This is a genomic window from Massilia sp. HP4 (assembly GCF_005222695.1).
In the GTDB taxonomy this organism is placed as follows: Bacteria; Pseudomonadota; Gammaproteobacteria; order Burkholderiales; family Burkholderiaceae_D; genus Telluria.
Window position 1 is genome coordinate 1 of the sequence record NZ_STGG01000030.1, and the last position, 21,755, is coordinate 21,755.

Here is a 21,755-nt window from a genome sequence, read left to right on the forward strand (position 1 = left end):
CTCCGGGTGCGATTGAATACTGGGACTGCTGAATCCAGCAATCAAGTCGCCCAGCATAGCTTTTGCACGGAACAAAGGCCAGCTACGGCGAGGAACATGATCGCACGATACTGAACACATAGCTCGCCGGAAATACGTGTAGGCGGGGTCAGGTCTGACGTTTAGACACGGTCTCTGCAATGGTCCTCAGTGACACAGTTGAGGTTGTGTCCAGAAGTCAGATCTGACCCTGATTCCGCGATTATCGGCTCGGATTAATTTTGGATATCGTGCCGTCAATTTCACTTATTGTAGGCGGGGTCAGGTCTGACATTTAGACACGGCCACTGCAATGGTCCTCAGTGACACAGTTGAGGTTGTATCCAGAAGTCAGATCTGACCCTGATTTCGCGATTATCGGCTCGGATTAATTTTGGAAATCGTGCCGTTAATTTTACTTATGATAATCGAAAGTCAGCCAATGATCCTGATAAGAAGAAGCATAGCTCGCCGGAAATATAATAAACATCGGAAAAATGATGAAGTGGTTAAGTCGCTTGGCTTGTTTATTTCATAATGAACGCTTCCGTCTGCATTCATGACGTAAGCACGATTTTTTGTCCCGTTTCGAATAACCCCGTGGAATAATATAGAACTATGGCCAGATCAAAACTAGTTCTATCCATGCTAGCATGATCTTTTGCTGCGACGTATATTTCGTTCCGTCACCGGGGTAGATCAGATGGCCGACCAATCGATAGTTTCTGTCTCACCTGTTAGCCGAAATATAAAGTAGTTAACTGCATGAAACTCGTTTGAAAATATCGCCACGTCAAAATTCGTCCCGCGTTCTGTTGTGTACACTAGCCAAAAGCCATTTTTTTCCTTGATAACTAGCTCGCCAAATCCGGCCGTGAGCTCGCTGCCGAGGCTGTATCCATTCCGTTTGACTTCCTTTGTGTCAAGAAATTCTCGAACTTTATTAAGCAAGGGCGCGATTGCCATTGTAATCGGGTCAGGTCTTTCGAAGTCAAATTCCGGTAAATTGATGATCATAAAACTCTCCTTAGGCATTTCAAATCGATTAACTGTTCTACAGATTTCCCCGTCTTGTACTGGATTCCTTTGCCAATCTCATTGAACCATGGTGTTGCTGGACCAGATTCCACTGCAATTTCTTTGATAACTTCATATTGATGATAGGGGGCTAGTTTATCTGTCCCTGGTGGTAATGCACGTCCTTCATAGGAAGCACCATTTGGTGCAAGAAATCGTCCGCGTTCTTCACCAAAACGATCAAGCTTGGTCCCAACAACTAACGTTCCTTTAGTTGATGGCCCGTGGAACCCATCATTAGGCGGATACCACCAATTACCATCGGGCTTTTTCCAACCTGATGCTTTTGCAGCCTCTCTCTCTAAAGCGCACGGATCATTCTCTTCTGCATTACGACGAGACGTTCTTCTCTCTCGTGAATTGCCAGATAGTCCGAGTGGATCTAGCCAGCCAACAGGGTTTGGAGTGTATGCATAAGTATTGATGCCGCCAAGTAGACCAATCGGGTCCTGCGTGAGGTAGCGCCCCGTGTCGGGATCGTAATACCGATGCCGGTTGTAATGCAGTCCCGTCTCTTCGTCAAAGTACTGCCCTTGGAAGCGTATTGGGTTCTGCATCCTGGCCTTGCGCGCCGCCGCGCTGATCGCTTCCTTCGCTTGCCCCCATGCCTTGTACTGTGCCGACCAAGCAACCTTGCCTTCATCATCGGTCAATTCCTGCGGCGTGCCCAGATGGTCGCACTGATAAAATGCCATTTCATCCGTACCGAACGGCTTGGGTTCCCGCTCGCACTCGCCGCTCCATAACGGATCGAGCGCAATGTCGTACTTGCCACCATTGCTCGCCATTAGCGCCTTGACATCGGTGGTAGACACCAGTCGAAGCGCTTCGCTTCGCGCGGCCTGCACCAGCGGCACGAAGCTGTTGCGCTCGTACACATAGTGCACCGTCCGGTCGCCCGGTGCGTAGCCCCGGTGCACGCTGCTTTCCAATGCCAGCGTGTCGCCGTCCCAGCCATAAATGGTTCGGGTCATCACCCTAAACGCAGTTCCCTCCATCGTTCCACTGTGCTTGGCAATGCGCCGCCCCAGCGGATCATAGGCAAAAGTGGTGACGCCATGCCAAGTCGTGGCACGGGCCATTCGATTGAACGCATCCCATTCATACTTGGATCGAAGGCCGTCCTGGATACGTTCCACAAGGTTGCCGCGGTCGTCGTACTGGTAGCGGACTCCGGCATATTCCTTGAGCAGATTGTCCAGCAGTTTCGGCAGCGGAGTGCGACGGGTAATTGGCTCCTGCTGCGCAGTATCGGCGGCCTGGATATTGCCGGCCGGGTCAAAGGCGAAGGTTTCGCGACCCAGTACGCTGCTTGCCGCCAGCAGCCGTCCGACCGGGTCGTAGCGGTATTCGACCCGGCCGCGCCGGTTGTCTTCGAGGCTAGTCAGCTGGCCAGATGGGTCGTAGCGATAGCGCCGCAGGATTGCGGCTTGCATGCCGACCTGGACGTCGGGACGGTACGTGTCCGGGTATATATTCCGGTCCCTCTGGCTGGCCTGCGCGATAGTGCCAAGCTGCTGTTCGATCAGGCGGCCGGCCGGGTCGTATTTCATCGTTTGCAGCAGGCCATTGGCCTGGGTGCGGCCGGTTTCCTGGTACAGCGCGTTGCGCTCGAAAGAGACGAGCTCCTGCCCGTCGAGCAGCAAACCATGCACGTGGCCGGCGCCGTAGGTCAGCCATTCGATGCGGTGGCCGTCGGGACGGGTGGTACCGATGCGCTGGTTGAGTTCGTCGTGGTGGTGGCGCCAGACCGCGGTGCGTTTGTCGGGATGGAATGGTCCCTGGTAGTGCTGGTGCTCGCGCGCCAGATTGCCCGCGGCGTCGTAGAACCACTGCAGCCTGGCATGTTCGTTCTGCGCTTCGGCCAACTGGCCGTTGGCGTTGTAGGCGAAGGTCTCGATTTGTTCCGCCTGGCCGGGGGCGGCGGCCCTGCGTTGCATGAGCCGGCCCATGGGATCGAAGTCGAACTGCGTGGTCACGCCAGCTTCGACGGTCTCCGCCAGCACGCCGCTGGCTTGGTCGTAGCGGTATTCGGTGGTCTTGCCGTCGAAACCCTGTTCCTGCAGCAGGCGGCCGACCGGGTCGTACCGGAAGTGGTAGACGCTGCCGTTTTCATTCTCCAGCGCGGACAAGCGGCCGAGCGCGTCCCAGCGGTACTGCAGGCTGTGTCCAAGGGCATCGGTGCGCTTGGCGATCAGCCCTGCCGCGGTGTAGCGGTAGGCGGTGGTGCGATGCAGCGGGTCGGTGTGCGTCAGTAGCCGGCCTTCGGCGTCGTGGCGCAGTTGCTCCTGGCTGCCGTCGGGGTGGATGACGGCTTCGAGCTGGCCGGGATGGTTGCCGCTGTCGGCACTTTCGCTGCGCGCCAGCGCTTCGCTGTTGACCGGCGTGTAGCGGTAACGCGTGACATTGCCAGCGGCGTCGATGCTCTCGACCAGGCGCTTGCGGTCGTCGTATTCCCGCTGACTGCTGTGCCCGGAACAGTCGATGTAGCTGGCGAGCTGGCCATCCGGGGTGTAGGCAAGCTTGCTGGCGCCGCCTTTGGCGTCAAGGACTTCGACGGGACGGCCTGCCTTGTCGTACGCGTACTGGGTCTTGTTGCCGCGCGGGTCTGTTTCCTCGACCAAGTGGCCTTGGGCATTGTATTCGCGCTTCCAGGTGCCGCCTTCGGCATCGAGGATGCCGGTGACCCGGTGCTGAGCGTCATACTCGAAGTGCACCTGGCTGCCATCGGCGCGGGTATGCGTGAGCAGGTTGCCGTGGGCATCGTAACGGTGATGCTCGCTGCTGCCGTCGGTGTGGATGTGACGGACGACATTCTTGGCGTCGTCGCGGAAGAGCCATTCTTCGAGCCCGTCCGGATACACGATGCGATAGGTGTAGCCGGCGATGTCGTAGTAGTAGCGTGTCTCGTGACCAAGGCCATCGGTGACGTAGGTCAGGCGGATATTCTTGTCCCACTCGAGCCGGGTATCGTCGCTGCCGTCGTCGGCCCACTCGCGGATCGCTTTGGCGTGAAGCCCGCTGTCGATGCTGGTGTCATAGGCGAGGTTGATGCCGCGACCGGTGCGGTCGGTGTAGCGGGTGACGAGGTGGCGGTCATACTTGTACTGCCAGGCGGCGCCGTTTTCATCCTGGGCTTGGATCAGATCGCCGTGATCGTCGTAGTCGTAGGCGGCCAGCTGGCGCACCAGCTTGCCGTCCCGGATTTCCCAAAGAGCGCGGATGCAACCGCTGTCGATATCGATCTGGGTTCCGACATGGGCGACGATGGTCTTGCCCTGCTTGCTGACGATGTCGCTGAGTACATGTTCGCCAGCGTATGGACCCTTGGCCAGGACGTGGTCGTAGCGCAGGCCGAGAGCGGCGCCGTCGCGTGAATGCAGCGCGATCAGCCGGAAATGCTCCTTGCCCAGATCGGCTGCCTTGGCGCGCACGGTGTCGACCAGCTCATAGGTTTCGCGCCAGGGACTGGGTTCGCCTTCAGGCAGTGGCTTGCCGAAGTCGATCGTGAGCAGGGTGGCGCTCGTGCGGGTGAGCGTGATCTGCTCCACCGGATCGTGATGTCTCTGGCCTATGCACAGCCACGGGTAGCGATGGCTGCGGCCGTCGGCGGCGTGATAGAGCAGGGCCGCGGGCTTGCGTTGGCCGACCACGTCGATGCGGGTGCTGTACGGAGTGAGCCAGCGCGCGCCGAGATTGCCGCGGTCATAGGCGCTCAATTGGCTGCCGTAGGTGCGGCTCCAGGTGATGGAGAGCGGCGCATCGAGTACGAAGTCGGTATGGGTGATGGTTTCAGCGCCGGTGGCGAAGCTGATCGAGTGCGCGGTGCCGCCCTTTGCGGGACACAGCTTGCAGGCATTTGCGTCGCCCTTGGCCGGGCTTTGCCGGCCGGCGGCGCCCAGTTCGTGGCCGGGATTGTTCTTCTTGTGGTCCCCACCCTTGCTTGATGGGACCAGCGCCGAATGCCGCTTCTTGTGCTTGATGACCGCGTCGCGCAGGCGCATCAGTATCCACTGGATGCTCATCTGCGCCTGTTCGTCGGCCAGGGCGGAGAGCTTGCCGCGAAACGCCGGCTTGAACTCCGTCAGGTGACCGATGATGCTCGTTACACCCTCCAGCGCGCTCTGCGGCAGGTGGCTGGCCGCTGCTGCGGCAACGTAGTTCGCGGTCTTCTTGTACTGCCGGCCAAGGGCGCCAAGCATGCGGCGCCAACTGCTTTCCATCTTGGGGTCATATAACTTATCTTCCACTTCCGCAGGGGATGCCAACTCGAATAGTGGTTCCTTGCCGATACAGCGCTCGAGGATGTTGATCAGATCGTCGGCAATGCCGTCGGCGGTATTGGCGCAATCGTCCAGGATGCCGGCCAGCTTGCCCATCGCGCTGTCGACAAAGGTCTCGATTTCTCCTGCCAGCCTGGCGTTGAGGTGCAGGATCAGCACCTCGATCAGCGCACTGCCCAGATCCTTGGCGCCCAGCGCCAGCTTTTGCCGGGTCAGGTGCAGTGCCGGCCGTAAGCTCATACGCGCTGCGCTCATCGCCGGCGGCACCGGCACAACGCCGATCAGGTTGATGCCAAGGCTCACCCATTGCAGGAAATCGACTTCCTTCTTGGCGATGTATTTCTGGGTTACTCCCACCATGTCCATGATGGCGTCGATCAGCGCCATGATGTTGCCGATCACGGGCAGGCTGCCGGCCAAGGTGCTCAGGCGCTCCAGCGTCACGTAGTCGCCGCTGATCTTGCGTAGCCATTTGTCGAACGCGGCAGCACCAGCGCCGATGTCTTGCTGGTCGATGGTGTTGAGCGGGGCGACTGCGACTTCCGGCGCGCGTGCGGCGGGCTTCGGCGGGGCCTGCGTGGTCTCGGTCATGGTGGCGCTTACATGTCTGATTTTTGTGGAATCGAGGGCGGTACTTCAGCGCCGTAGGTATGCAGGGCCTTGGCACCGCCAGGGAGCTTGCCTGCAATACTGGCCACCGCCGCCTGCCCGGCCGACGCCAGCAGTGTTTGCGCGCCGCCTTTTTGCAGCGACTGCACCGCGCTGGCCGCTTGCTCAGCGGCTTGCGCAATCGCGCCGAGCTTGCTGGCCGCACCGTTGAGACTCCCTGCTGTCGCATCTTCGGGAGCACCCGGCAGCGCCACGGCCGGCCACTCGGTCCCCCCACCGAAGTAGCTGCCTTCATCCCACGGGTCGCGTGGGTCCTTGCCGTAACTGACCGTAGCCATTCCCATCGGCAGGCCGGATACGCTGGCAAAGCCGTTGCCATCGAGCGTCCCTTGGTGGATGCCACCTTCGGCGTCGACGACGGTGTAGTCGCCTTGCTGGATGCCTTGCTTCTTGCCGCCTTCGGGGTTCACGTACTGGTGATACAGGTCGAGCTGCCCGGGGGCGAGCTGTAGGGGCTGAGGCAAGCTCGGCGTTCCTTCGCTCTTGGCGGGGCCGAAGCTGTGGTGTGACGCATGTTGGCGCCAGTCGCCGCTAGTGCCATGGACGATTCCCGACGCGTTCCAGCGGCTGAAGCTGGTGCCGCCATTGATCACCACTTCTTCCTTAGCCGTGATCGTGATCCGGTTGGCGGTATGGGTGATGTTGAGCTTGGCCAGGATATTGACGCTGTCCTTCAGCGCCGTGATGTCGATGTCGGCGCCGGCTGCCACCAGTTTCATGCCAGCCTTGCAGGCAAACATGCGTACCGCATCCTTCACGCTGACGAGCAGGCTCTTGCCCGCGCTCAGGCTGGCATGGCCGCCGCTGGTCAGGGCAGTGTGCTCCACGCTCATCAGGTGGGTTGAGCCCTGCGTGCTGGATTCGATACCGGCGGGGCTGGCCAGAATCAAGTGAGGCGCCTGGAATTCCGGGAATTCCCCTTGCTCCGGTGTGCCGCCCTGGCCTTTGATGGCATCGACCTGTGCCTGCAGCGCCGCGACGACCTGGTCCTGGTCGCCCGACTGGTGCGCCTGCGCCTGTTGCGCAGCCTGCGACAGGCTGTCGTGCAACTCCTTCCCCTGCGCCATGCGCGCCACCGTTTCCTCCATGTCGGTGATGTGGGCACGGGCATTTGTCCGTCCCTCGGTACTGAGCAACAGGCCCTGCTGCGCGCGCACCACGCCGTGGCCGTCGGTACGCAGCTCGAAGCCCTGGCCGCGCGCATCCTTGCGTCCCGCATTGTCTTCGAGGCGGTTGATATGGCCGAGGCTGAGCTGGCTGGCGAGATGGTCGCTCTTGAGCTGGGCCTGGATCTTCCCCTGTGTGTCATCCAGTACCAGGTGATTGCTGCGTCCGCCGGGTGTATTGCCGCCCTCGGCAGTCAGCTCCCGGCTCCTGAGCCCCATCAGTGCCCGCTGCTCGGGTAGCTTCCATGGGGGCATAAAGCTCTGGTTGTACACGGAACCAGTCACGATCGGATGGTCAGGATTGCCATCGAGCCATTGCACGATTACTTCGGATCCAACCCGCGGATGGCTGGTCAACCCCTTCTCGCCGCCTGCCCAGTTACTGCTTACCCGTACCCAGCAGCTACTGGTTTCATCCCGGTCCCAGTGAAACTTCACCTGGATACGTCCGTACTGGTCCACGTTCAGGCTTCCCTGGCCTTCCTGGCCGACGACGGTGGCGGTCTGCAGGGCCAGCAGCCTGGTGTCGGTGCTGTTGAAGCCGCGGCCCGGACGCCAGGGCAGGGACTTGCTCTGGCAGACCAGGCGGTTCTTGTATTCCGACACCGCGTCCTTTCCTTGCAGGTAGTTGTTGCTGGCTTCGTGATGCACTTCCAGCACCAGGAATTCGCTGTCTGCGCTTTCGCTGAAATGGTCGAGCAGCTTGAACCATCGACCCGCCGCGATCCGCCGGTTGTTGCCCTGCGCTTCGACCATCTTTCCGCGGGCTTCGATTTCCTCCATCCGCAGGCGTGCGAGCTGGTCGGCGCCGGACTGGTGCTTGAAGCCGTAATGACCTTCGTAACTGTGCACCTCCAGCCGCGGAACGTCGCCTTGCTCGTTGACGGTGACAAGGTCCGCATGTACCGGGCGCGGACTCTTGAAGTCGAAGCCGCTCACCGCCGCTTTGCCGGAAGCCCACCGGCGCCATGGACTCCATTCTCCGATTGCGTCTTCTTCTGCCGATCCGCCTGCACGCTGAAAGCGAATGCAGGGCGATGCGCCGCCAATCGGCGCCGAAGAACGTGTGTCATTGCAGACCTGTAGCGTGTGACCTTCGTTGGTATGCTCGTACCAATAGCTGTAGCCGGCCGCTTCCCAGCGCCGGCATAGGTAGTTGTGGTCGGTCTCGTCCCACTGCGCGGCCATCGTGAGCTGCGGTTGTTCGCCAGCGACTTTCCACTCCCACTCAGGCAGGCTGCCGTAGCCGGCGAAGATCGTTTCAGTCTGTTGGCACAGGCTTTGCGCATGGAATAGTCGGTTATTTCGGCGCAGGTGCGCGTATGCCAACCATGGCTTCAGGATGGCTTCATAGAAGGCCAGACCGCCGTCCGTCTTGACCAGCCTGAATCCAGCTACATAACCAGTGAATGGACGCAGGCTGCCGTCCGCCTGAACCAGCGAAACGCACAGCAGCTTGCCATGCATCGCCTCGAGCTCTATGCGGGCATCGTCGCTCAACAGTTCCAGCTTGAACTCGAAGTCGCGCGACAGGTACTCCTTGCCTTCGAATCGGTTCACCATCAACCTGGCTTGAGGGCCGTCCTTCTTGGGGAACGATAAGCGCAAGAGGCGGTTGTTCTGGTGGGTTTCCGGCAGTGTGTGCAGGGCAGTCATCGTCGTTATTCACCAATTGATCGGGGAATTGTTGAATGCAAGATGCTCGAAGTGGCGTCCGGTGAAATCCGCCTGGTCGCCAGGCGGGAACTTGCCGCTGATGCGGGGACCAAGGAGGCTTCTATAATTATTTAACTTGCAAGGACGAAACTTGCGTAGGCTCAACGATGAGGCTGCAAAGTGGGCGCGTTGCACGAAGTGCTAGCGCAATGCCTGAGTTTCGCGGGCATGACCGCATGTAGGCTGCGTTGGTTGGCTGATGAGTGTCGAAGGCAATCGACCGTATGGGATTCGCGTGGGATTCGGCCGGTATCGTGCGTACCGGCGATCAAGCTGAAGCGGGTGTTGATGGACGAGTCGCTCGCATCGGATCGTCATGCTGACCAACGGGCCACTGCGATCATTGGAATGCGCGCTGTATCGAGCATCGGAAGGCGGTGCAGCCGGGCCAGGGCTTGAAGCGAGGTGCTGAAGACAGTGATTTGCGATGCGGCTCGACCGCAAAGATGCCGATGGATTAGACGATGCCATCGACAGTCATGCGCTCGGAGAAGTCCATCGACATGGACGTTCTCCTGTTCAGGCCGGGCTCAGGGCGCTTTTTTCTTCTGCACCTGGCGCTGCTGCTGCTTGCGCTGGGTCTGGTTGCGGTTCTGCTTGGCTTCGTACAGCGCCACGGCGTCCAGCTTGGCCTGGGCGACCGTGCGCAGTTCTTCCTTGTCGTCGTGGGCAACGAAGTACTCGGCGTCCTGCGCATCCACCACCAGCTTGATGGCGGCTTCGTCGTCGAGGTTGTAGATCTCGGTGAGCAGGGTCGTTACTTCATCAAGAAAATCTTCGTAAGTCATGGTGCGATCGTCCTTGGGCGGGAGGTAATAATAGAATAAATATGCGGGCTGAAAACAAAAACGCCAGCCCGAAGGCTGGCGTTTCTGAGAATCTTTGGTAGGCCGTGCGTGGCTCGAACACGCGACCAACGGATTAAAAGTCCGCTGCTCTACCAACTGAGCTAACGACCCGAAGAAACGAGATTATAGGGCGCGACCAGGCAGCTGTCAATTGCCGAGCCGAATCGCGCCGAATTGCGCCGAGCTCGGCGACTTATTTCAGCGACGCCAGGCGATCGCGCGCCGTCTGCGCCGCGCTCGAGTCCGGATACTTGGACACCAGGGTCTGCAGCGACTTCTTCGCGTTCTTGTTGTCCTTCAGCAGGGCGTAGCTGCTGGCGATGTTCAGCATCGCGTCCGGCACCTTGGCGCTGTCGGCGTAGGTGGTGGTCACGACCTGCTGGGCCGCGATGGCCTTCTTGTAATCGCCCAGTGCGTAATAGGTGTTGCCCAGCCAGTATTGCGCATTCGAGGCATAGGCCGACTGCGGATACTGTTTCACGAATTCCTGCAGCGCGACGGACGCGCCCTTGTAGTCGCCCGACTGGAACAGGGCGGTGGCGGTCTCGTAGGCGGTCTTTTCGGTCGGCATCACCTCGGCGGCCTGGCCGTCGATCATTTCCTGGCGCGGCTCGAAGCGCTTGATGCGCGCGTCGAGGTCGGCGTACAGCTGCTTCTGGCTTTCCTGGGCCTTGGTCAGCTCGTTCTGCAGGACTTCGATCTGGCCGCGCAGGCGCGCGATCTCGCGCATGGTCTGCTCGTGCTGGTTGAGCATCTCGATCTGGACCGTCTTGTCCGACTTGCCGTCGATGCGCGCGGTCAGGTCGCGCGTGATGTTGTCGACCTTGGTGCGCAGTTCCAGGATGGCCTTGCGCGCTTCGTCGTCGTCGAACGGGCCGGCCACGGCGTGCAGCGGCATCCACAGGGCCAGGACGAGGCAGGCGAGGCGGGACGGAGACAGTTTGATCATAAGCGTTGCTCTTTCTAAACCGGTTGCTGAGATAAAACGGGGCGGGTAGCAGTCTGCACTGCGTCCCGCCCCCTGTCAATCAACGCTGATCAGCTAGACCAGCCGGATTGATTACTGATAAACGATGTCAGCGCGGCGGTTTTCAGCCCACGCTTCTTCGTTGCTGCCGGTTGCTTTTGGCTTTTCTTCGCCCAGCGAGACGGCTTCCATCTGGCCTTCCGACACGCCCAGCGAGGCCATCGAGCGACGCACGGCTTCGGCACGCTTCTGGCCCAGGGCCAGGTTGTACTCGGTGCCGCCGCGTTCGTCGGTGTTGCCTTGGATCAGGACTTTACGCGAGGTGTTCTTGGTCAGGTAGCCCGAGTGGTTCTGGACCACTGGCTGGCCGTCGGCGCGGACCACGAAGCTGTCGTAGTCGAAGTAGACGCTACGGTTGGCCAGGACGCCTTTTGGATCGTTCAGCGGATCGACGGTGCCGGTTTCCACTGGGCGGATGTCACGGGTGTCGGCCACTGGTGCTGCTGGCTCTGGCGACTTTTCAACGACTGGGGTTTCTTCCAGTTTGGTTGGCGACGAGCAAGCGGCCAGCAGGGCGGCAGCGGAAGCGATGAAAGCGAGACTCTTGAAGTTGCGCATGGATTTTCTCCTGTTCTGGTTAAGGTTTTACTTCGTTACTTCATGAAAGGACCCCAGCTGGGCTCCCGAATGTTTCCCGCTTTGGTAGTCAAGCGTTGCTTGACCCGTCCATCCACAGACACCACTGCAAGCGAGACACGCCCGCCGCCCTTGGTTGCGTACATGATGTACTTGCCGTTAGGCGAAAAACTCGGTTCGGTGGCCCCATCGGCCAGGCGAAGTTCCCGGCCGCTGGCCAGGTCCATCGCGTATAAGGAGAAAGCGCCGCCGCGCTGCGAAATCCAGGCCAGCGTCTTGCCGTCGGACGACACGCGTGGGCTGATGTTGTAGTTCCCATTGAACGTCACGCGGGTGGCATTGCCGCCCGAGGCGCTCATCTTGTAGATCTGAGGGCCGCCGCTGCGGTCGCTCGTAAAGTAAATGGTCTGGCCGTCGGCCGAGAATTGCGGCTCGGTGTCGATGCCGGGGTTGTTGGTCAGGCGGCGATGGCCGCTGCCGCTCGAATTGACGGTATAGATTTCCGTATTGCCGTCCTGCGACAGGGCGACGGCCAGGGTAGAGCCGTCCGGCGACCAGGAAGGCGCGGAGTTGTTGCCCTTCTGGTTGGAGATCACATTGCGGCGACCGGTCATCAGGTCTTGCAGGTAGACCACCGGCTTGCGGTTTTCCATCGACACGTAGGCGACCTTCAGGCCGTCCGGCGACCAGGCCGGCGAGATGATCGGTTCCTTGCCCTGGGTGGCGATGATCTCGTTCTCGCCGTCGGCGTCGGCCACGGCCAGCGCAAAGCGGCTCGCCGCGCGGTCTTCCTTCACATAGGCGATGCGGGTCGAGAAGATGCCGCGCACGCCGGTCAGCTTTTCATAGACGTCGTCGGCGATGCGGTGCGCCTGCAGGCGGGTGTAGCGGGGCTGCACTTCGCCGCCCAGCTGCGAAATCTCGCCGCCCTTGACCGTGTCGAGCAGCTTGTAGCGGATGGCGAAGCGGCCGTCCGGCTGGCGCGCCACGCTGCCGACCACCAGCGCATCGGCGCCGCTGGCCTTGAAGGCGCCCAGGTTGACCTTGCCGACGTCTGCATCGCTGATCACCTGGCCGGCGTCGATCACCTTGAACACGCCGCTGCGCTCCAGGTCGGCGCGGATGACGGCCGAGACTTTATCGGGCGCGACCGATTCGTCGGCGAAGGCGGCGATGGCGACCGGAATCTGGTTGCTGCCGACGCCGGCGATTTCGATCTGGATCTGCGCATTGGCTGTTGTCCCTATCGCGAGGGAAACGCTGAACAGCAAAATGTGAAGTTTTTTCATGGTGTCTCTAGTAAAACAGGTTCAAACCGAATCAATCGTAGTCTTTCATCGAGAAATTCACGTCAAGCGTACGCTCCACGGTCCCGTCCTTCTTCTTGGGCAGCGGAGATGCTTTCTTGATACCATTTTCCACTGCTCTGTCAAATTCTGGCACACCGCTGCTTTTCACGAGGCGCACCGACATGATTTCGCCGGTCGGCAGCTGCTCGACCCGGAACGTGGCGCGCGGATTGCCTGCCACGTCGGTGTTGCCCGGGTACGCCGTCGCGCTCTTGATCGCGGCCGTGATCGCGGCGATGTAGCCGCCATCGCTGCGCGGACCAGTGGACTTCGCGGCGGTGCCGGTGCTGCCCATGGCGCCGGCCATGCGCTTGAGCTCTTCCTGACGGAATTTCTCCAGCTTGGCGGCCTCGGCCTTGGCGGCAGCGGCTTCCTTTTTCTTCTTCTCAGCGGCAGCGGCGTCGGCCTTTTTCTTCTCGGCCGCTTCATTCTTCTTGCGCTCGGCTTCCTCGAGTTTCTTCTTCTCGGCCTCGTCGCGTTTCTTCTGTTCGGCTTCGTCGCGCTTCTTCTGCTCGGCCTCTTCGCGCTTCTTCTCCTCGGCTTCCTTGCGCTTTTGCTCTTCGGCAGCAGCTTTCTTCGCTTCTTCTTGCTTGCGCTTCTTTTCCTCGCGCAGCGCGATGTCCGGATCCGGCGCCGGCGCAGGACGTTCCACCACCGGCTCCGGTGGCGGCGGTGGCGGCGGTTCCGGCGCGGGTTCCGGTTCCGGCTCGGGTTCCGGCGCCGGTTCGGGCGGCAACTCGGGCGCCGCGGCGGTCTGCACCGACATATCCCACACCTCGGCCTCGACCGACACCGGATTGACCTTCTGCCAGCTCACGCCGATCGCCAGGAAGGCCAGCAGCGCCGCATGCACCGCCACTGCCAGCAGGAACGATGGCAGCGGTTTCGGTTCAGGCGGCACGTGGTAGGGCGTGCCGTTGTTGGCGGACTTCGTTGCGGTCATATCGTCGGCGTCACTGGGTGGCCAGGCCGACCCGGTTGATGCCCATCTTCTTGGCTTCCGAAATCAGCTGGATCACGTCGTCGTACTTACTGTCACGGTCGCCTGCAATCAGGACCGGGAACTCAGGATTCTCGTCGTGCAGCGCCTGCAGGCGCTGCAGCAGGGCGGAGCGGTCGGCCACTTCGTCCTGGGCGACCTTCACCTTGCCATGCACGCCGATCGACAGCTTGTTGCCCGGTTCGATGGAAATCTGGATATAGGTGTCCGGCGGCAGCGCCGATTTCTCGGCGCGCGGCAGGTTGACGACGCTGGGCGCCTCGTTGGCGGGCACTGCCATGAAAATAATGAGCAGCACCAGCATCACGTCGATATACGGCACGACGTTGATCTCGGACTTGAACTTGCGGCGACGTCCACCGCGCATGCTGCTGGAAAATGCCATCCTGGTTCTCCGGTATCGTCAGCGGATCAGCGCGACTGGCGCTGGAGGATGTTCGAGAATTCTTCGACGAAGCTCTCGAAGCGGTTCGCCAGGCGATCGATGTCGTGGGTGAAGCGGTTGTACGCGACCACGGCAGGGATAGCGGCGAACAGGCCGATCGCGGTCGCGATCAGCGCTTCGGCGATGCCCGGCGCAACGACTGCCAGGGTGGCTTGCTCGACGCTGGCCAGGCCGCGGAACGAGTTCATGATGCCCCACACGGTGCCGAGCAGGCCAATGTACGGCGAGACCGAGCCGACCGAGGCCAGGAAGTTCAGGTGGGTGTCGAGCGAATCGAGTTCGCGCTGGAACGAAGCGCGCATGGCGCGGCGCGCGCCGTCGAGCACCGAGTTCATGTCGAGGGCTTCGCGCGATGCCTGCTTGCCCTTGATGAATTCACCCATGCCGGCTTCGAAGATGCGGGCCAGGGGGCCGCTCTGGTCGCGCTGGCTGCTGGCGCTCTGGTGCAGGGTGTGCAGGTTGCCACCGGCCCAGAAGCTGCGCTCGAACTGCTCGGTTTGCGCGCGGGCGGCGCGGATCGCAAAGATTTTGCGGAAAATATAGGTCCAGCTCACGATCGACAGCAATAACAGCAAGGCCATGATCAATTGCACCAGCACGTGGGCGTTGGCGATCAGCGAGACAAACGAAAGGTCATGGGTTGCGGTCATGGCTTTATAGGTAAGATTTTCAGGCGGCACGCATTTTAGCAGCCACGTCATCGGGCAGGGAACGGGGACGCATGGTTTTCACATCGACGCAGCCTACTTTTACGCTGGCCGTATTGAGCAGCACGTCGCCGCGCCATGCTTCCTGGAGAAACTGAACTGAAGCACGCCCCAGTTTTTCCACGCGGGTGGCAATGGTCAGTTCATCGTCGAGACGGGCGGCCGCATGGTAATCGAGGCTCACGCTCTTGACGACGAAAGCGGTCTGGTCCGTATCCAGCAGTTCCTGCTGCTGCACGCCAAGGGCGCGCAGCCACTCGGTACGGGCCCGCTCGAAGAACTTCAGGTAGTTGGCATAGAAGACAATGCCGCCGGCGTCGGTATCCTCGTAATACACCCTGACTGGCCAGTTAAATACTGAAGGCATCTTTGCTGCCGATATTAATGAAAACGGGAAATATTTTACGCGACTTTCCACTTTAATATGTACGCTGACGTACGTTGAAAGCGGAAAAGTTTTACGTGCTTACAGCACCAAGACGTGCTTTTGAGCAGTAGTAGACTTGAAACGTAGTTAAAAGACCAATCACTGTAACACTTTCTCACAAATGATTGGTAGGTAACAGATTATCGCTACCTGGGGCGGAGGCTCCTGCCTTTTGCCCCACGTATCTCAGCCGCGCTTGACCGCGAACGGCGAGAAGCCCTGGCAAGTCGGCATCAGCTCGATGCTGTTGACGTTCACATGCGGCGGCAGGGTCGCGATCCAGTAGGCGGTATCGGCGATGTCCTTGGCGGTCAGCGGCTGCGTATTTTCATAGACCTTGGCCGCGGCCGCATCGTCGCCCTTGAAGCGCACGTTCGAGAATTCGGTGCCGCCGCACAAGCCTGGCGCGATATTGGTCGCGCGCACGCCGGTGCCGACGAGGTCGGCGCGCAGGTTCAGGGTAAATTGCTCGACGAAAGCCTTGGTGGCGCCATACACATTGCCGCCCGGGTAAGGGTAGTGGCCTGCCACCGAGCCGATATTGATCACCAGGCCGGTGCCGCGCGCCACCATATCGGGCAGCACGGAGCGGGTCATGGTCACCAGGCCCTGGCAATTGGTCGCGATCATGGTTTCCCAGTCTTCCAGCGGCACCTCATGGGCTGGCGCCGTGTTCAGGGCCAGGCCGGCATTGTTGACCAGCACATCGATCGACCGCCATTCGGGCGGCAGGCCGGCCAGGGCCGCCTCGATCGAGGCACGGCTGGTGACGTCCAGGGTGACGGCAAGGGCGCTGTCGCCCAGTTCGCCCGCCAGCTCCGCGATGCGGTCGGCGCGCCGCGCCGCCAGGACGACGCGGTGGCCGTGTGAAACGAAGGTACGCGCCATTTCGGCGCCGAAGCCGGCCGATGCGCCGGTGATGAAGACGATCATGATGGTTCCTTGGATAAGCGACAGGATGGCAGGCGGGAGAGGCAAGATGCGCTGCCGAACCGTAAAATTGTAGCCGAAACGATCATGAGTCCGCTGCGACGCCCTCATTCGGGTCCGGCTTGCCGCCGGCACAGCGGTTTCCTTGCCCTACGATGGGGAGTTCAGTACAATTTGGGGTCCTTACGTCTCACGACACTGGCGAAATACCGTGCGCGCGCACCATCAGGATGCGCGACGCGGCAAAGGTGGGCAACCACCGGGGAACGTGAGACGCCATACGCCGTTCGCCTGGGCAGCCATCAACCGGTACGCGTTGGATCGCGGCTGCCTGCGCCCGTTTACAATTCGTACACGGCCCGCCCTGGCTCCCGCACCCGATTCGGCACGACCTGTTGCCTGGAATACTATCGATTGGAGTTTTACATGTTTGCCAAAGATCATACGCTCGCCAATATCGACCCGGAACTGTGGGATGCAATCCAGAAGGAAAACGTTCGCCAGCAAGACCACATCGAGCTGATCGCCTCCGAGAACTACACCTCGCCGGCCGTGATGGAAGCGCAGGGCTCGCAGCTGACCAACAAGTACGCCGAAGGCTATCCAGGCAAGCGCTACTACGGCGGTTGCGAATACGTCGACGTCGCCGAGCAACTGGCGATCGACCGCCTCAAGGAACTGTTCGGCGCCGAAGCCGCCAACGTCCAGCCGAACTCGGGCTCGCAAGCCAACCAGGGCGTGTTCTTCGCCATGCTCAAGCCTGGCGACACCATCATGGGCATGTCGCTGGCCGAAGGCGGCCACCTGACCCACGGCATGCAACTGAATATGTCGGGCAAATGGTTCAACGTCGTCTCGTACGGCCTGACCGCCGAAGAAGACATCGACTACGAAGCGCTGGAGAAGCAGGCGCACGAGCACAAGCCGAAGATGATCATCGCCGGCGCATCGGCATTCGCCCTGCGCATCGATTTCGAGCGCATCGCCAAGGTCGCCAAGGACGTCGGCGCCTACTTCATGGTCGACATGGCCCACTACGCAGGCCTGATCGCCGCCGGCGAATACCCGAACCCGGTGCCGTTTGCCGACTTCGTGACCTCGACCACCCACAAATCGCTGCGTGGCCCGCGCGGCGGCATCATCCTGATGAAGGCCGAGCACGAAAAGGCCATCAACTCGGCGATCTTCCCTGGCATCCAGGGCGGTCCGCTGATGCACGTGATCGCCGGTAAGGCCGTCGCGTTCAAGGAAGCGCTGTCGCCGGAGTTCAAGGAGTACCAGAAGCAGGTCGTCAAGAACGCGAAAGCGCTGGCGGAAACCCTGATCGCGCGCGGCCTGCGCATCGTGTCGGGCCGTACCGAATCGCACGTGATGCTGGTCGACCTGCGCGCCAAGGGCCTGACCGGCAAGGAAGCGGAAGCGATCCTGGGCCAGGCTCACATGACCTGCAACAAGAACGGTATCCCGAACGACCCGCAGAAGCCATTCGTGACCTCCGGCATCCGCCTGGGTAGCCCGGCGTTTACCACCCGTGGCTTCAAGGAAGAAGACGCGGTCACCGTAGGCAACCTGATCGCCGACGTGCTGGACAACCCGCACGACGCCGCGACCATCGAGCGCGTGAAGGGCGAAGTCAAGAAGCTGACCGACAAGTACCCGGTCTACGCTCGCTGATCTTTGCGATGTACGCGGGCCGGTTCGCCGGCCCGATGTCAGTATCCATGTAGTACCTGCAGCCCCGGCGCCATGAAATGTCCCTTTTGCCAGCATGAAGAAACACAAGTCCTCGATACCCGCGTATCCGAGGAAGGGGATGCCATCCGGCGCCGGCGCCGCTGCGGCAAGTGCGACAAGCGCTTCACGACCTATGAGCGTATTGAACTGTCGATGCCGATCATCGTCAAGAAGAATGGCAGCCGCACCGAGTTCGCTTCCTCCAAGCTGCGCGGCAGCCTGATGCTGGCGCTGAGAAAGCGCCCGGTGGCGGCCGAGGCGATCGACCGCGCCGTCGCCTCGATCGAGGAAAAGCTGCTGACCAGCGGCCGGCGCGAAGTCGAGAGCGTGCATGTCGGCGAGCTGGTGATGGAAGAGCTCAAGCGGCTCGACAAGATCGCCTATATCCGCTTCGCTTCCGTCTACAAGAATTTCGAGGACCTGGATTCCTTCCAGGCGGCGCTGGCCGAAGTCGGTCACCAGCGCAAGCTCGACAATTAACGGCGTTTCCAAGTTCCGTTTTTTGCCCGGCGCACGCTTGCGCCGACGCATGGGCGCATGAAGCCTGCCTGATAACTTCTCTGCTCGCACATCGTTAGCGGAAGGAGTGGTCATGCAGGCGCATCGTCCTGGCATCCCCGGCGGCTTCACCATGATCGAAGTCCTGGTGGCCTTGTTCGTGCTCGCGGTCGGCGTTGTCGGCGCCGGTGCGGCGCAACTGGCGGCGCAGCGCACGCGCCAGCAGGCGGCATTGAGCTCCGAAGCGGCGCTGCTGGCCGCCTCGCTGGCGGCGCGCATGCAGGCCAATGCGAACGTGGCCGGCCTGCCTGATGGCGCCAATCCCTATCTCTCGCTCGATTACGACGCGCTGGCCGACGGCCCGCCCGCGGCTGGCTCCCCGTGTTTCGGTTCGGGCGCCTGCGATCCATCGGCGCTGGCCGCCTTCGACCTGCACGAGACGCGGCTGGCGGTGCACAGGGGCTTTCCCGCCGGGCGCATCGCGGTCTGCCGCGACGGGGCGCCATGGGATGAGTCGCTCAGCCGCTACCGGTGGGAATGCGGGGGCGAGGCCGGTGCGCCGGTGGCGATCAAGGTCGGCTGGCATGGCACGGCCGATGCGCCGGGCTACGTCTTGCTGGTGGCGCAATGAGCATCCGTCATCGCCGTGCGCGGCAGGCCGGCCTGACGATCGCCGAGCTGATGGTGGCGATGGCGCTCGGCCTGGCGGTGCTGCTGGCGGCAGGTTCGCTGCTGGTCACCAGTGTCCGTGCGCATGCCGCCGTCATGGAAGCGTCCGACATGGACGACAGCGCCCGCTATGCGATGGATGCGCTGGCGCGCGCGATACGGTTGGCGGCGCATGTCGATTGGGCGGCGCATCCCACGCCGGATCCGGCGGCACCGGCACGCCTGGCCGGACTGGATGCCAGCTCGCTTTCGCGCACCAGCCCCGGCATCGAGTCGCCCTTGCCCGACACCGCCAATGGTAGCGACGTGCTGGCACTGCGCTTTCCCGGCAGCGGTGCGCCGCCCGACGGCGATGGCGCGACCCTGGACTGCGCCGGCTTCCCGGTGCACCGCGACGAGGAGGGCTGGAGCATCTTCTATGTGGCGCGCAATGCCCAGGGTGATGCCGAATTGCGCTGCAAGTACCGCGGCGCGAGCAGCTGGTCGTCGGACGCGGTGGCGGGGCGGGTCGAGAGCTTCCAGGTGCTGTATGGCTTCGATTCCGACGGCGACGGCGTCCCGAACCGCTATGTCAATGCGACCGAGCTGGCTGCGCTCGATGCCGCCCTGTTGCTGGTCGGCGCCACGCCAGAGGGAAGGGCGGCCGACCTTCGCAAACGCACGCACTGGAAACGGATCGCGACGGTGCGGGTTGCCCTGCTGCTGCACGGCCCGCGCCTCGATGCGGGCGCGGGCGCCAGGGTGGTGTACGAGCTGTTCGGCCCGGACCATGGCGCCACGCACTCCGCAGGCGATCCCGGGACGCGGCTGGCCGCGTCTGCGCTCGATGCAGCGCTCGACGGGGGGCGCGAAGCGCGCATGCGCAAGGTCTATGGCGTGACCGTCGCGCTGCCCGTGGCGCCGGAATAAGCTTCGCATGCGCGGCATTCATACAACTGCATCCCGTCGGCGGGAAGGCGGCATCGCGCTGCTGACCGCCCTGGTGCTGATGCTGGCGGTGCTCATGACCGGCATCGCCTCCACCCGCGGCGCCTTGCAGGGCGCCCGGGCCGCCGCGCATGAACGGGATCGGATGCTGGCGCTGCAGATGGCCGGCGCTGCCCTGCACGATGCCGAGCAGGACATCGAAGGCGGCGCGGAGCCCGGTTCGGCGCGCGCCAACGCCATCGCCGGCGGCAGCGCCGATGCCTTCGTCGCCGGCTGTGGCGGCGCAAGACCCTACAACGGCTTGTGCATCCACGAAACCGATCCGGTGCGGCTGGCCGAGCTGCTGCTCGACGACGACGGCCCCGCGGTGTTGTTCGGCAGCTTTACCGGCGCCAGCATGCCGGGCGGCGAGGGCGCGTTGCCGCTTGAGGCGCCACGCTACCTGATCGAGCTGATGCCGGCCTCGCCCGATGGCCAGCTGTACCGGATCACGGCGCGCGGCGCGGGCAGCATGCCGGGGACGCATGCTGCGCTGCAAGCTTATTACCGCAAGCCGCCTGGCGGCGCGCCGGGCCGGCGCATCGGTTGGCGCGAACTGGGGAACTGGAGCGAGCTGGCGGCCGCATCCGATTTTGTCATCTCAGGAAAGGGAGCACATGAGACGCGGTGATGGATTCACGCTGATCGAGCTGCTGGCCGTGCTGGCGATCCTGGGTATCCTGGCCGCGCTCGTCTATCCCTCGTACACGCAACAGATCGTCAAGGCGCGTCGCCTCGAAGCCCAGTTGGCGCTGCTCGACGCCATGCAGCGCCAGGAACAATACCGCGCGCTGCATCACGCCTATCTCGCCTTCTCGATCGACGCGAGCGATGCCGACACCGGACAGTTCCCGACCTGGAGCGGCAACAGTGCCGCTGCCAGCGCCTATGAGCTGGACGGCTATGCCTGTCCGGGCCAGGACATCTCGCAATGCATCGAGCTGCGCGCGCAGCCCGGGACGGCCAATGTGGATGCCGCTTTCGCCGATCCCGACTGCGGCGCCCTGACGATCGACAGCACGGGCCGGCAAACGGCCAGCGGCTCTTCTCCACGCTGCTGGCCGTGAGCTTGGCAATGAGTTCGCGAATCAGGCAGCGCCGTTGCGCCGGCCTGTCCCTGGCCGAGCTGGTGGTGGTGCTGGGCGTGGTCGCGGTAACGGCGGCGGTGGCCGCCCCCAACCTGAACGATTTGGTGCGCGGCCAGCAACTGCGCACCGCATCGGGCGACCTGCATGGTGCGATCCAGCTGACCCGTTCGCAGGCGATCGCGCGCAACGAGCGGGTCAAGCTCACGCCCAACGACGAGGCGGGCCGCGACTGGTCGCGCGGCTGGACCGTCTACGTCGACCGCGACAACGATCGGCAACCGGGCGGGGACGACGAGATCCTGGCCGTGCATCCCCCGCTGCCGCAAGGCATGCAGGTCAGCTATTCCTTCACCAGCCCTGCGCCGCCGCAATACATCGCCTACAATGGCGCGGGACGCAGTTGCAGCGATACGAACAGCGCCGCATCGCGCCTCGGCACGCTGTCGCTATTCCATGGCGGCAGGGTGCGCCGTATTAAAATCAATATGCTCGGGCGGGCACGCCTGTGCGACCCCGCCCGCGATGACGGGTGCGACGGCGCCGCCGCGCCGCCCTGAAACGA

General features: G+C 62.2%; 19 protein-coding genes, 1 tRNA gene and 1 riboswitch. Of the genes, 7 read left to right on the plus strand and 13 right to left on the minus strand.

Translation table 11 applies throughout. The annotated features are described in order from the left end of the window. Positions 1-717: 717 nt before the first annotated feature. From E8M83_RS11770 to E8M83_RS11830, 13 genes are all read right to left on the minus strand, one after another. Positions 718-1,035, minus strand: a complete 318-nt coding sequence (locus tag E8M83_RS11770) for a hypothetical protein (protein ID WP_137173557.1) — start codon at positions 1,033-1,035, stop codon at positions 718-720. Continuing rightward, the gene (locus tag E8M83_RS11775; protein WP_137173558.1) at positions 1,032-5,969 is read right to left on the minus strand and encodes a glycohydrolase toxin TNT-related protein; all 4,938 of its coding nucleotides are present in this window, start codon (positions 5,967-5,969) and stop codon (positions 1,032-1,034) included. Before E8M83_RS11775 ends, E8M83_RS11770 begins: the two co-directional genes overlap by 4 nt. 8 nt (positions 5,970-5,977) lie before the next feature. Further along, complete coding sequence (locus E8M83_RS11780) at positions 5,978-8,869, minus strand: type VI secretion system Vgr family protein (protein ID WP_137173559.1); 2,892 nt, start codon at positions 8,867-8,869, stop codon at positions 5,978-5,980. A gap of 590 nt (positions 8,870-9,459) precedes the next feature. Beyond that, positions 9,460-9,717 carry a hypothetical protein gene (locus E8M83_RS11785; RefSeq protein WP_123068712.1) on the minus strand — a complete coding sequence of 86 codons (258 nt, stop codon included), beginning with the start codon at positions 9,715-9,717 and terminating at the stop codon, positions 9,460-9,462. Positions 9,718-9,812: 95 nt separating this feature from the next. Then, a tRNA-Lys gene (locus E8M83_RS11790) sits at positions 9,813-9,888 on the minus strand. Positions 9,889-9,970: 82 nt separating this feature from the next. After that, positions 9,971-10,726: a tol-pal system protein YbgF gene (gene ybgF, locus E8M83_RS11795; protein WP_137173560.1), complete on the minus strand. Its 756-nt coding sequence runs from the start codon at positions 10,724-10,726 to the stop codon at positions 9,971-9,973. A gap of 111 nt (positions 10,727-10,837) precedes the next feature. After that, a complete protein-coding gene (gene pal / locus E8M83_RS11800) occupies positions 10,838-11,362 on the minus strand; it encodes a peptidoglycan-associated lipoprotein Pal (RefSeq protein ID WP_137173561.1) in 525 nt (174 codons plus the stop codon). Positions 11,363-11,397: 35 nt separating this feature from the next. Further along, entirely contained in the window at positions 11,398-12,669 is a 1,272-nt protein-coding gene (gene tolB, locus E8M83_RS11805) for a Tol-Pal system beta propeller repeat protein TolB (protein WP_137173562.1), read from the minus strand. Positions 12,670-12,700: 31 nt separating this feature from the next. Beyond that, positions 12,701-13,672, minus strand: a complete 972-nt coding sequence (tolA, locus tag E8M83_RS11810) for a cell envelope integrity protein TolA (protein WP_137173563.1) — start codon at positions 13,670-13,672, stop codon at positions 12,701-12,703. A 10-nt stretch (positions 13,673-13,682) separates the two neighbouring features. Further along, complete coding sequence (locus E8M83_RS11815; protein ID WP_137173564.1) at positions 13,683-14,114, minus strand: biopolymer transporter ExbD; 432 nt, start codon at positions 14,112-14,114, stop codon at positions 13,683-13,685. 26 nt (positions 14,115-14,140) lie between these two features. Beyond that, the gene (tolQ, locus tag E8M83_RS11820) at positions 14,141-14,824 is read right to left on the minus strand and encodes a protein TolQ (protein ID WP_137173565.1); all 684 of its coding nucleotides are present in this window, start codon (positions 14,822-14,824) and stop codon (positions 14,141-14,143) included. A gap of 19 nt (positions 14,825-14,843) precedes the next feature. After that, positions 14,844-15,248, minus strand: a complete 405-nt coding sequence (gene ybgC / locus E8M83_RS11825; RefSeq protein ID WP_137173566.1) for a tol-pal system-associated acyl-CoA thioesterase — start codon at positions 15,246-15,248, stop codon at positions 14,844-14,846. 246 nt (positions 15,249-15,494) lie between these two features. Then, complete coding sequence (locus tag E8M83_RS11830) at positions 15,495-16,241, minus strand: SDR family oxidoreductase (protein ID WP_137173567.1); 747 nt, start codon at positions 16,239-16,241, stop codon at positions 15,495-15,497. Positions 16,242-16,422: 181 nt separating this feature from the next. After that, positions 16,423-16,542: riboswitch (ZMP/ZTP riboswitch) on the plus strand. A 122-nt stretch (positions 16,543-16,664) separates the two neighbouring features. Here E8M83_RS11830 and glyA point away from each other — a divergent pair. The 7 genes from glyA (at position 16,665) to E8M83_RS11865 (ending at position 21,750) form a co-directional block, all read left to right on the plus strand. Further along, positions 16,665-17,912, plus strand: coding sequence for a serine hydroxymethyltransferase (gene glyA, locus E8M83_RS11835; RefSeq protein ID WP_137173568.1), 1,248 nt, complete (start codon positions 16,665-16,667; stop codon positions 17,910-17,912). 72 nt (positions 17,913-17,984) lie between these two features. Further along, a complete protein-coding gene (gene nrdR / locus E8M83_RS11840; RefSeq protein ID WP_137173569.1) occupies positions 17,985-18,452 on the plus strand; it encodes a transcriptional regulator NrdR in 468 nt (155 codons plus the stop codon). A gap of 112 nt (positions 18,453-18,564) precedes the next feature. Further along, positions 18,565-19,101 carry a type IV pilus modification protein PilV gene (gene pilV, locus E8M83_RS11845; RefSeq protein WP_137173570.1) on the plus strand — a complete coding sequence of 179 codons (537 nt, stop codon included), beginning with the start codon at positions 18,565-18,567 and terminating at the stop codon, positions 19,099-19,101. After that, entirely contained in the window at positions 19,098-20,048 is a 951-nt protein-coding gene (locus tag E8M83_RS11850; protein WP_137173571.1) for a PilW family protein, read from the plus strand. Before pilV ends, E8M83_RS11850 begins: the two co-directional genes overlap by 4 nt. Positions 20,049-20,055: 7 nt before the next feature. Further along, positions 20,056-20,736, plus strand: a complete 681-nt coding sequence (locus E8M83_RS11855; RefSeq protein ID WP_229491496.1) for a hypothetical protein — start codon at positions 20,056-20,058, stop codon at positions 20,734-20,736. After that, positions 20,723-21,172, plus strand: coding sequence for a type IV pilin protein (locus E8M83_RS11860; protein WP_137173572.1), 450 nt, complete (start codon positions 20,723-20,725; stop codon positions 21,170-21,172). Before E8M83_RS11855 ends, E8M83_RS11860 begins: the two co-directional genes overlap by 14 nt. A gap of 8 nt (positions 21,173-21,180) precedes the next feature. Next, on the plus strand, positions 21,181-21,750 hold the full coding sequence (locus tag E8M83_RS11865) for a GspH/FimT family protein (RefSeq protein WP_170976776.1): 570 nt from the start codon (positions 21,181-21,183) through the stop codon (positions 21,748-21,750). Positions 21,751-21,755: the final 5 nt, after the last annotated feature.

Excerpts from the sequence above, each read along its gene's own strand:
- tolB (WP_137173562.1), bottom strand. The coding sequence starts at position 12,669 with ATGAAAAAACTTCACATTTTGCTGTTCAGCGTTTCCCTCGCGATAGGG.
- pilV (WP_137173570.1), top strand. The coding sequence starts at position 18,565 with ATGCAGGCGCATCGTCCTGGCATCCCCGGCGGCTTCACCATGATCGAA.
- E8M83_RS11830 (WP_137173567.1), bottom strand. The coding sequence starts at position 16,241 with ATGATCGTCTTCATCACCGGCGCATCGGCCGGCTTCGGCGCCGAAATG.
- tolQ (WP_137173565.1), bottom strand. The coding sequence starts at position 14,824 with ATGACCGCAACCCATGACCTTTCGTTTGTCTCGCTGATCGCCAACGCC.
- nrdR (WP_137173569.1), top strand. The coding sequence starts at position 17,985 with ATGAAATGTCCCTTTTGCCAGCATGAAGAAACACAAGTCCTCGATACC.
- tolA (WP_137173563.1), bottom strand. The coding sequence starts at position 13,672 with ATGACCGCAACGAAGTCCGCCAACAACGGCACGCCCTACCACGTGCCG.
- E8M83_RS11855 (WP_229491496.1), top strand. The coding sequence starts at position 20,056 with ATGCGCGGCATTCATACAACTGCATCCCGTCGGCGGGAAGGCGGCATC.
- E8M83_RS11815 (WP_137173564.1), bottom strand. The coding sequence starts at position 14,114 with ATGGCATTTTCCAGCAGCATGCGCGGTGGACGTCGCCGCAAGTTCAAG.
- E8M83_RS11775 (WP_137173558.1), bottom strand. The coding sequence starts at position 5,969 with ATGACCGAGACCACGCAGGCCCCGCCGAAGCCCGCCGCACGCGCGCCG.
- E8M83_RS11865 (WP_170976776.1), top strand. The coding sequence starts at position 21,181 with ATGAGTTCGCGAATCAGGCAGCGCCGTTGCGCCGGCCTGTCCCTGGCC.
- E8M83_RS11850 (WP_137173571.1), top strand. The coding sequence starts at position 19,098 with ATGAGCATCCGTCATCGCCGTGCGCGGCAGGCCGGCCTGACGATCGCC.
- E8M83_RS11770 (WP_137173557.1), bottom strand. The coding sequence starts at position 1,035 with ATGATCATCAATTTACCGGAATTTGACTTCGAAAGACCTGACCCGATT.
- glyA (WP_137173568.1), top strand. The coding sequence starts at position 16,665 with ATGTTTGCCAAAGATCATACGCTCGCCAATATCGACCCGGAACTGTGG.
- pal (WP_137173561.1), bottom strand. The coding sequence starts at position 11,362 with ATGCGCAACTTCAAGAGTCTCGCTTTCATCGCTTCCGCTGCCGCCCTG.
- ybgF (WP_137173560.1), bottom strand. The coding sequence starts at position 10,726 with ATGATCAAACTGTCTCCGTCCCGCCTCGCCTGCCTCGTCCTGGCCCTG.
- E8M83_RS11785 (WP_123068712.1), bottom strand. The coding sequence starts at position 9,717 with ATGACTTACGAAGATTTTCTTGATGAAGTAACGACCCTGCTCACCGAG.
- E8M83_RS11780 (WP_137173559.1), bottom strand. The coding sequence starts at position 8,869 with ATGACTGCCCTGCACACACTGCCGGAAACCCACCAGAACAACCGCCTC.
- ybgC (WP_137173566.1), bottom strand. The coding sequence starts at position 15,248 with ATGCCTTCAGTATTTAACTGGCCAGTCAGGGTGTATTACGAGGATACC.
- E8M83_RS11860 (WP_137173572.1), top strand. The coding sequence starts at position 20,723 with ATGAGACGCGGTGATGGATTCACGCTGATCGAGCTGCTGGCCGTGCTG.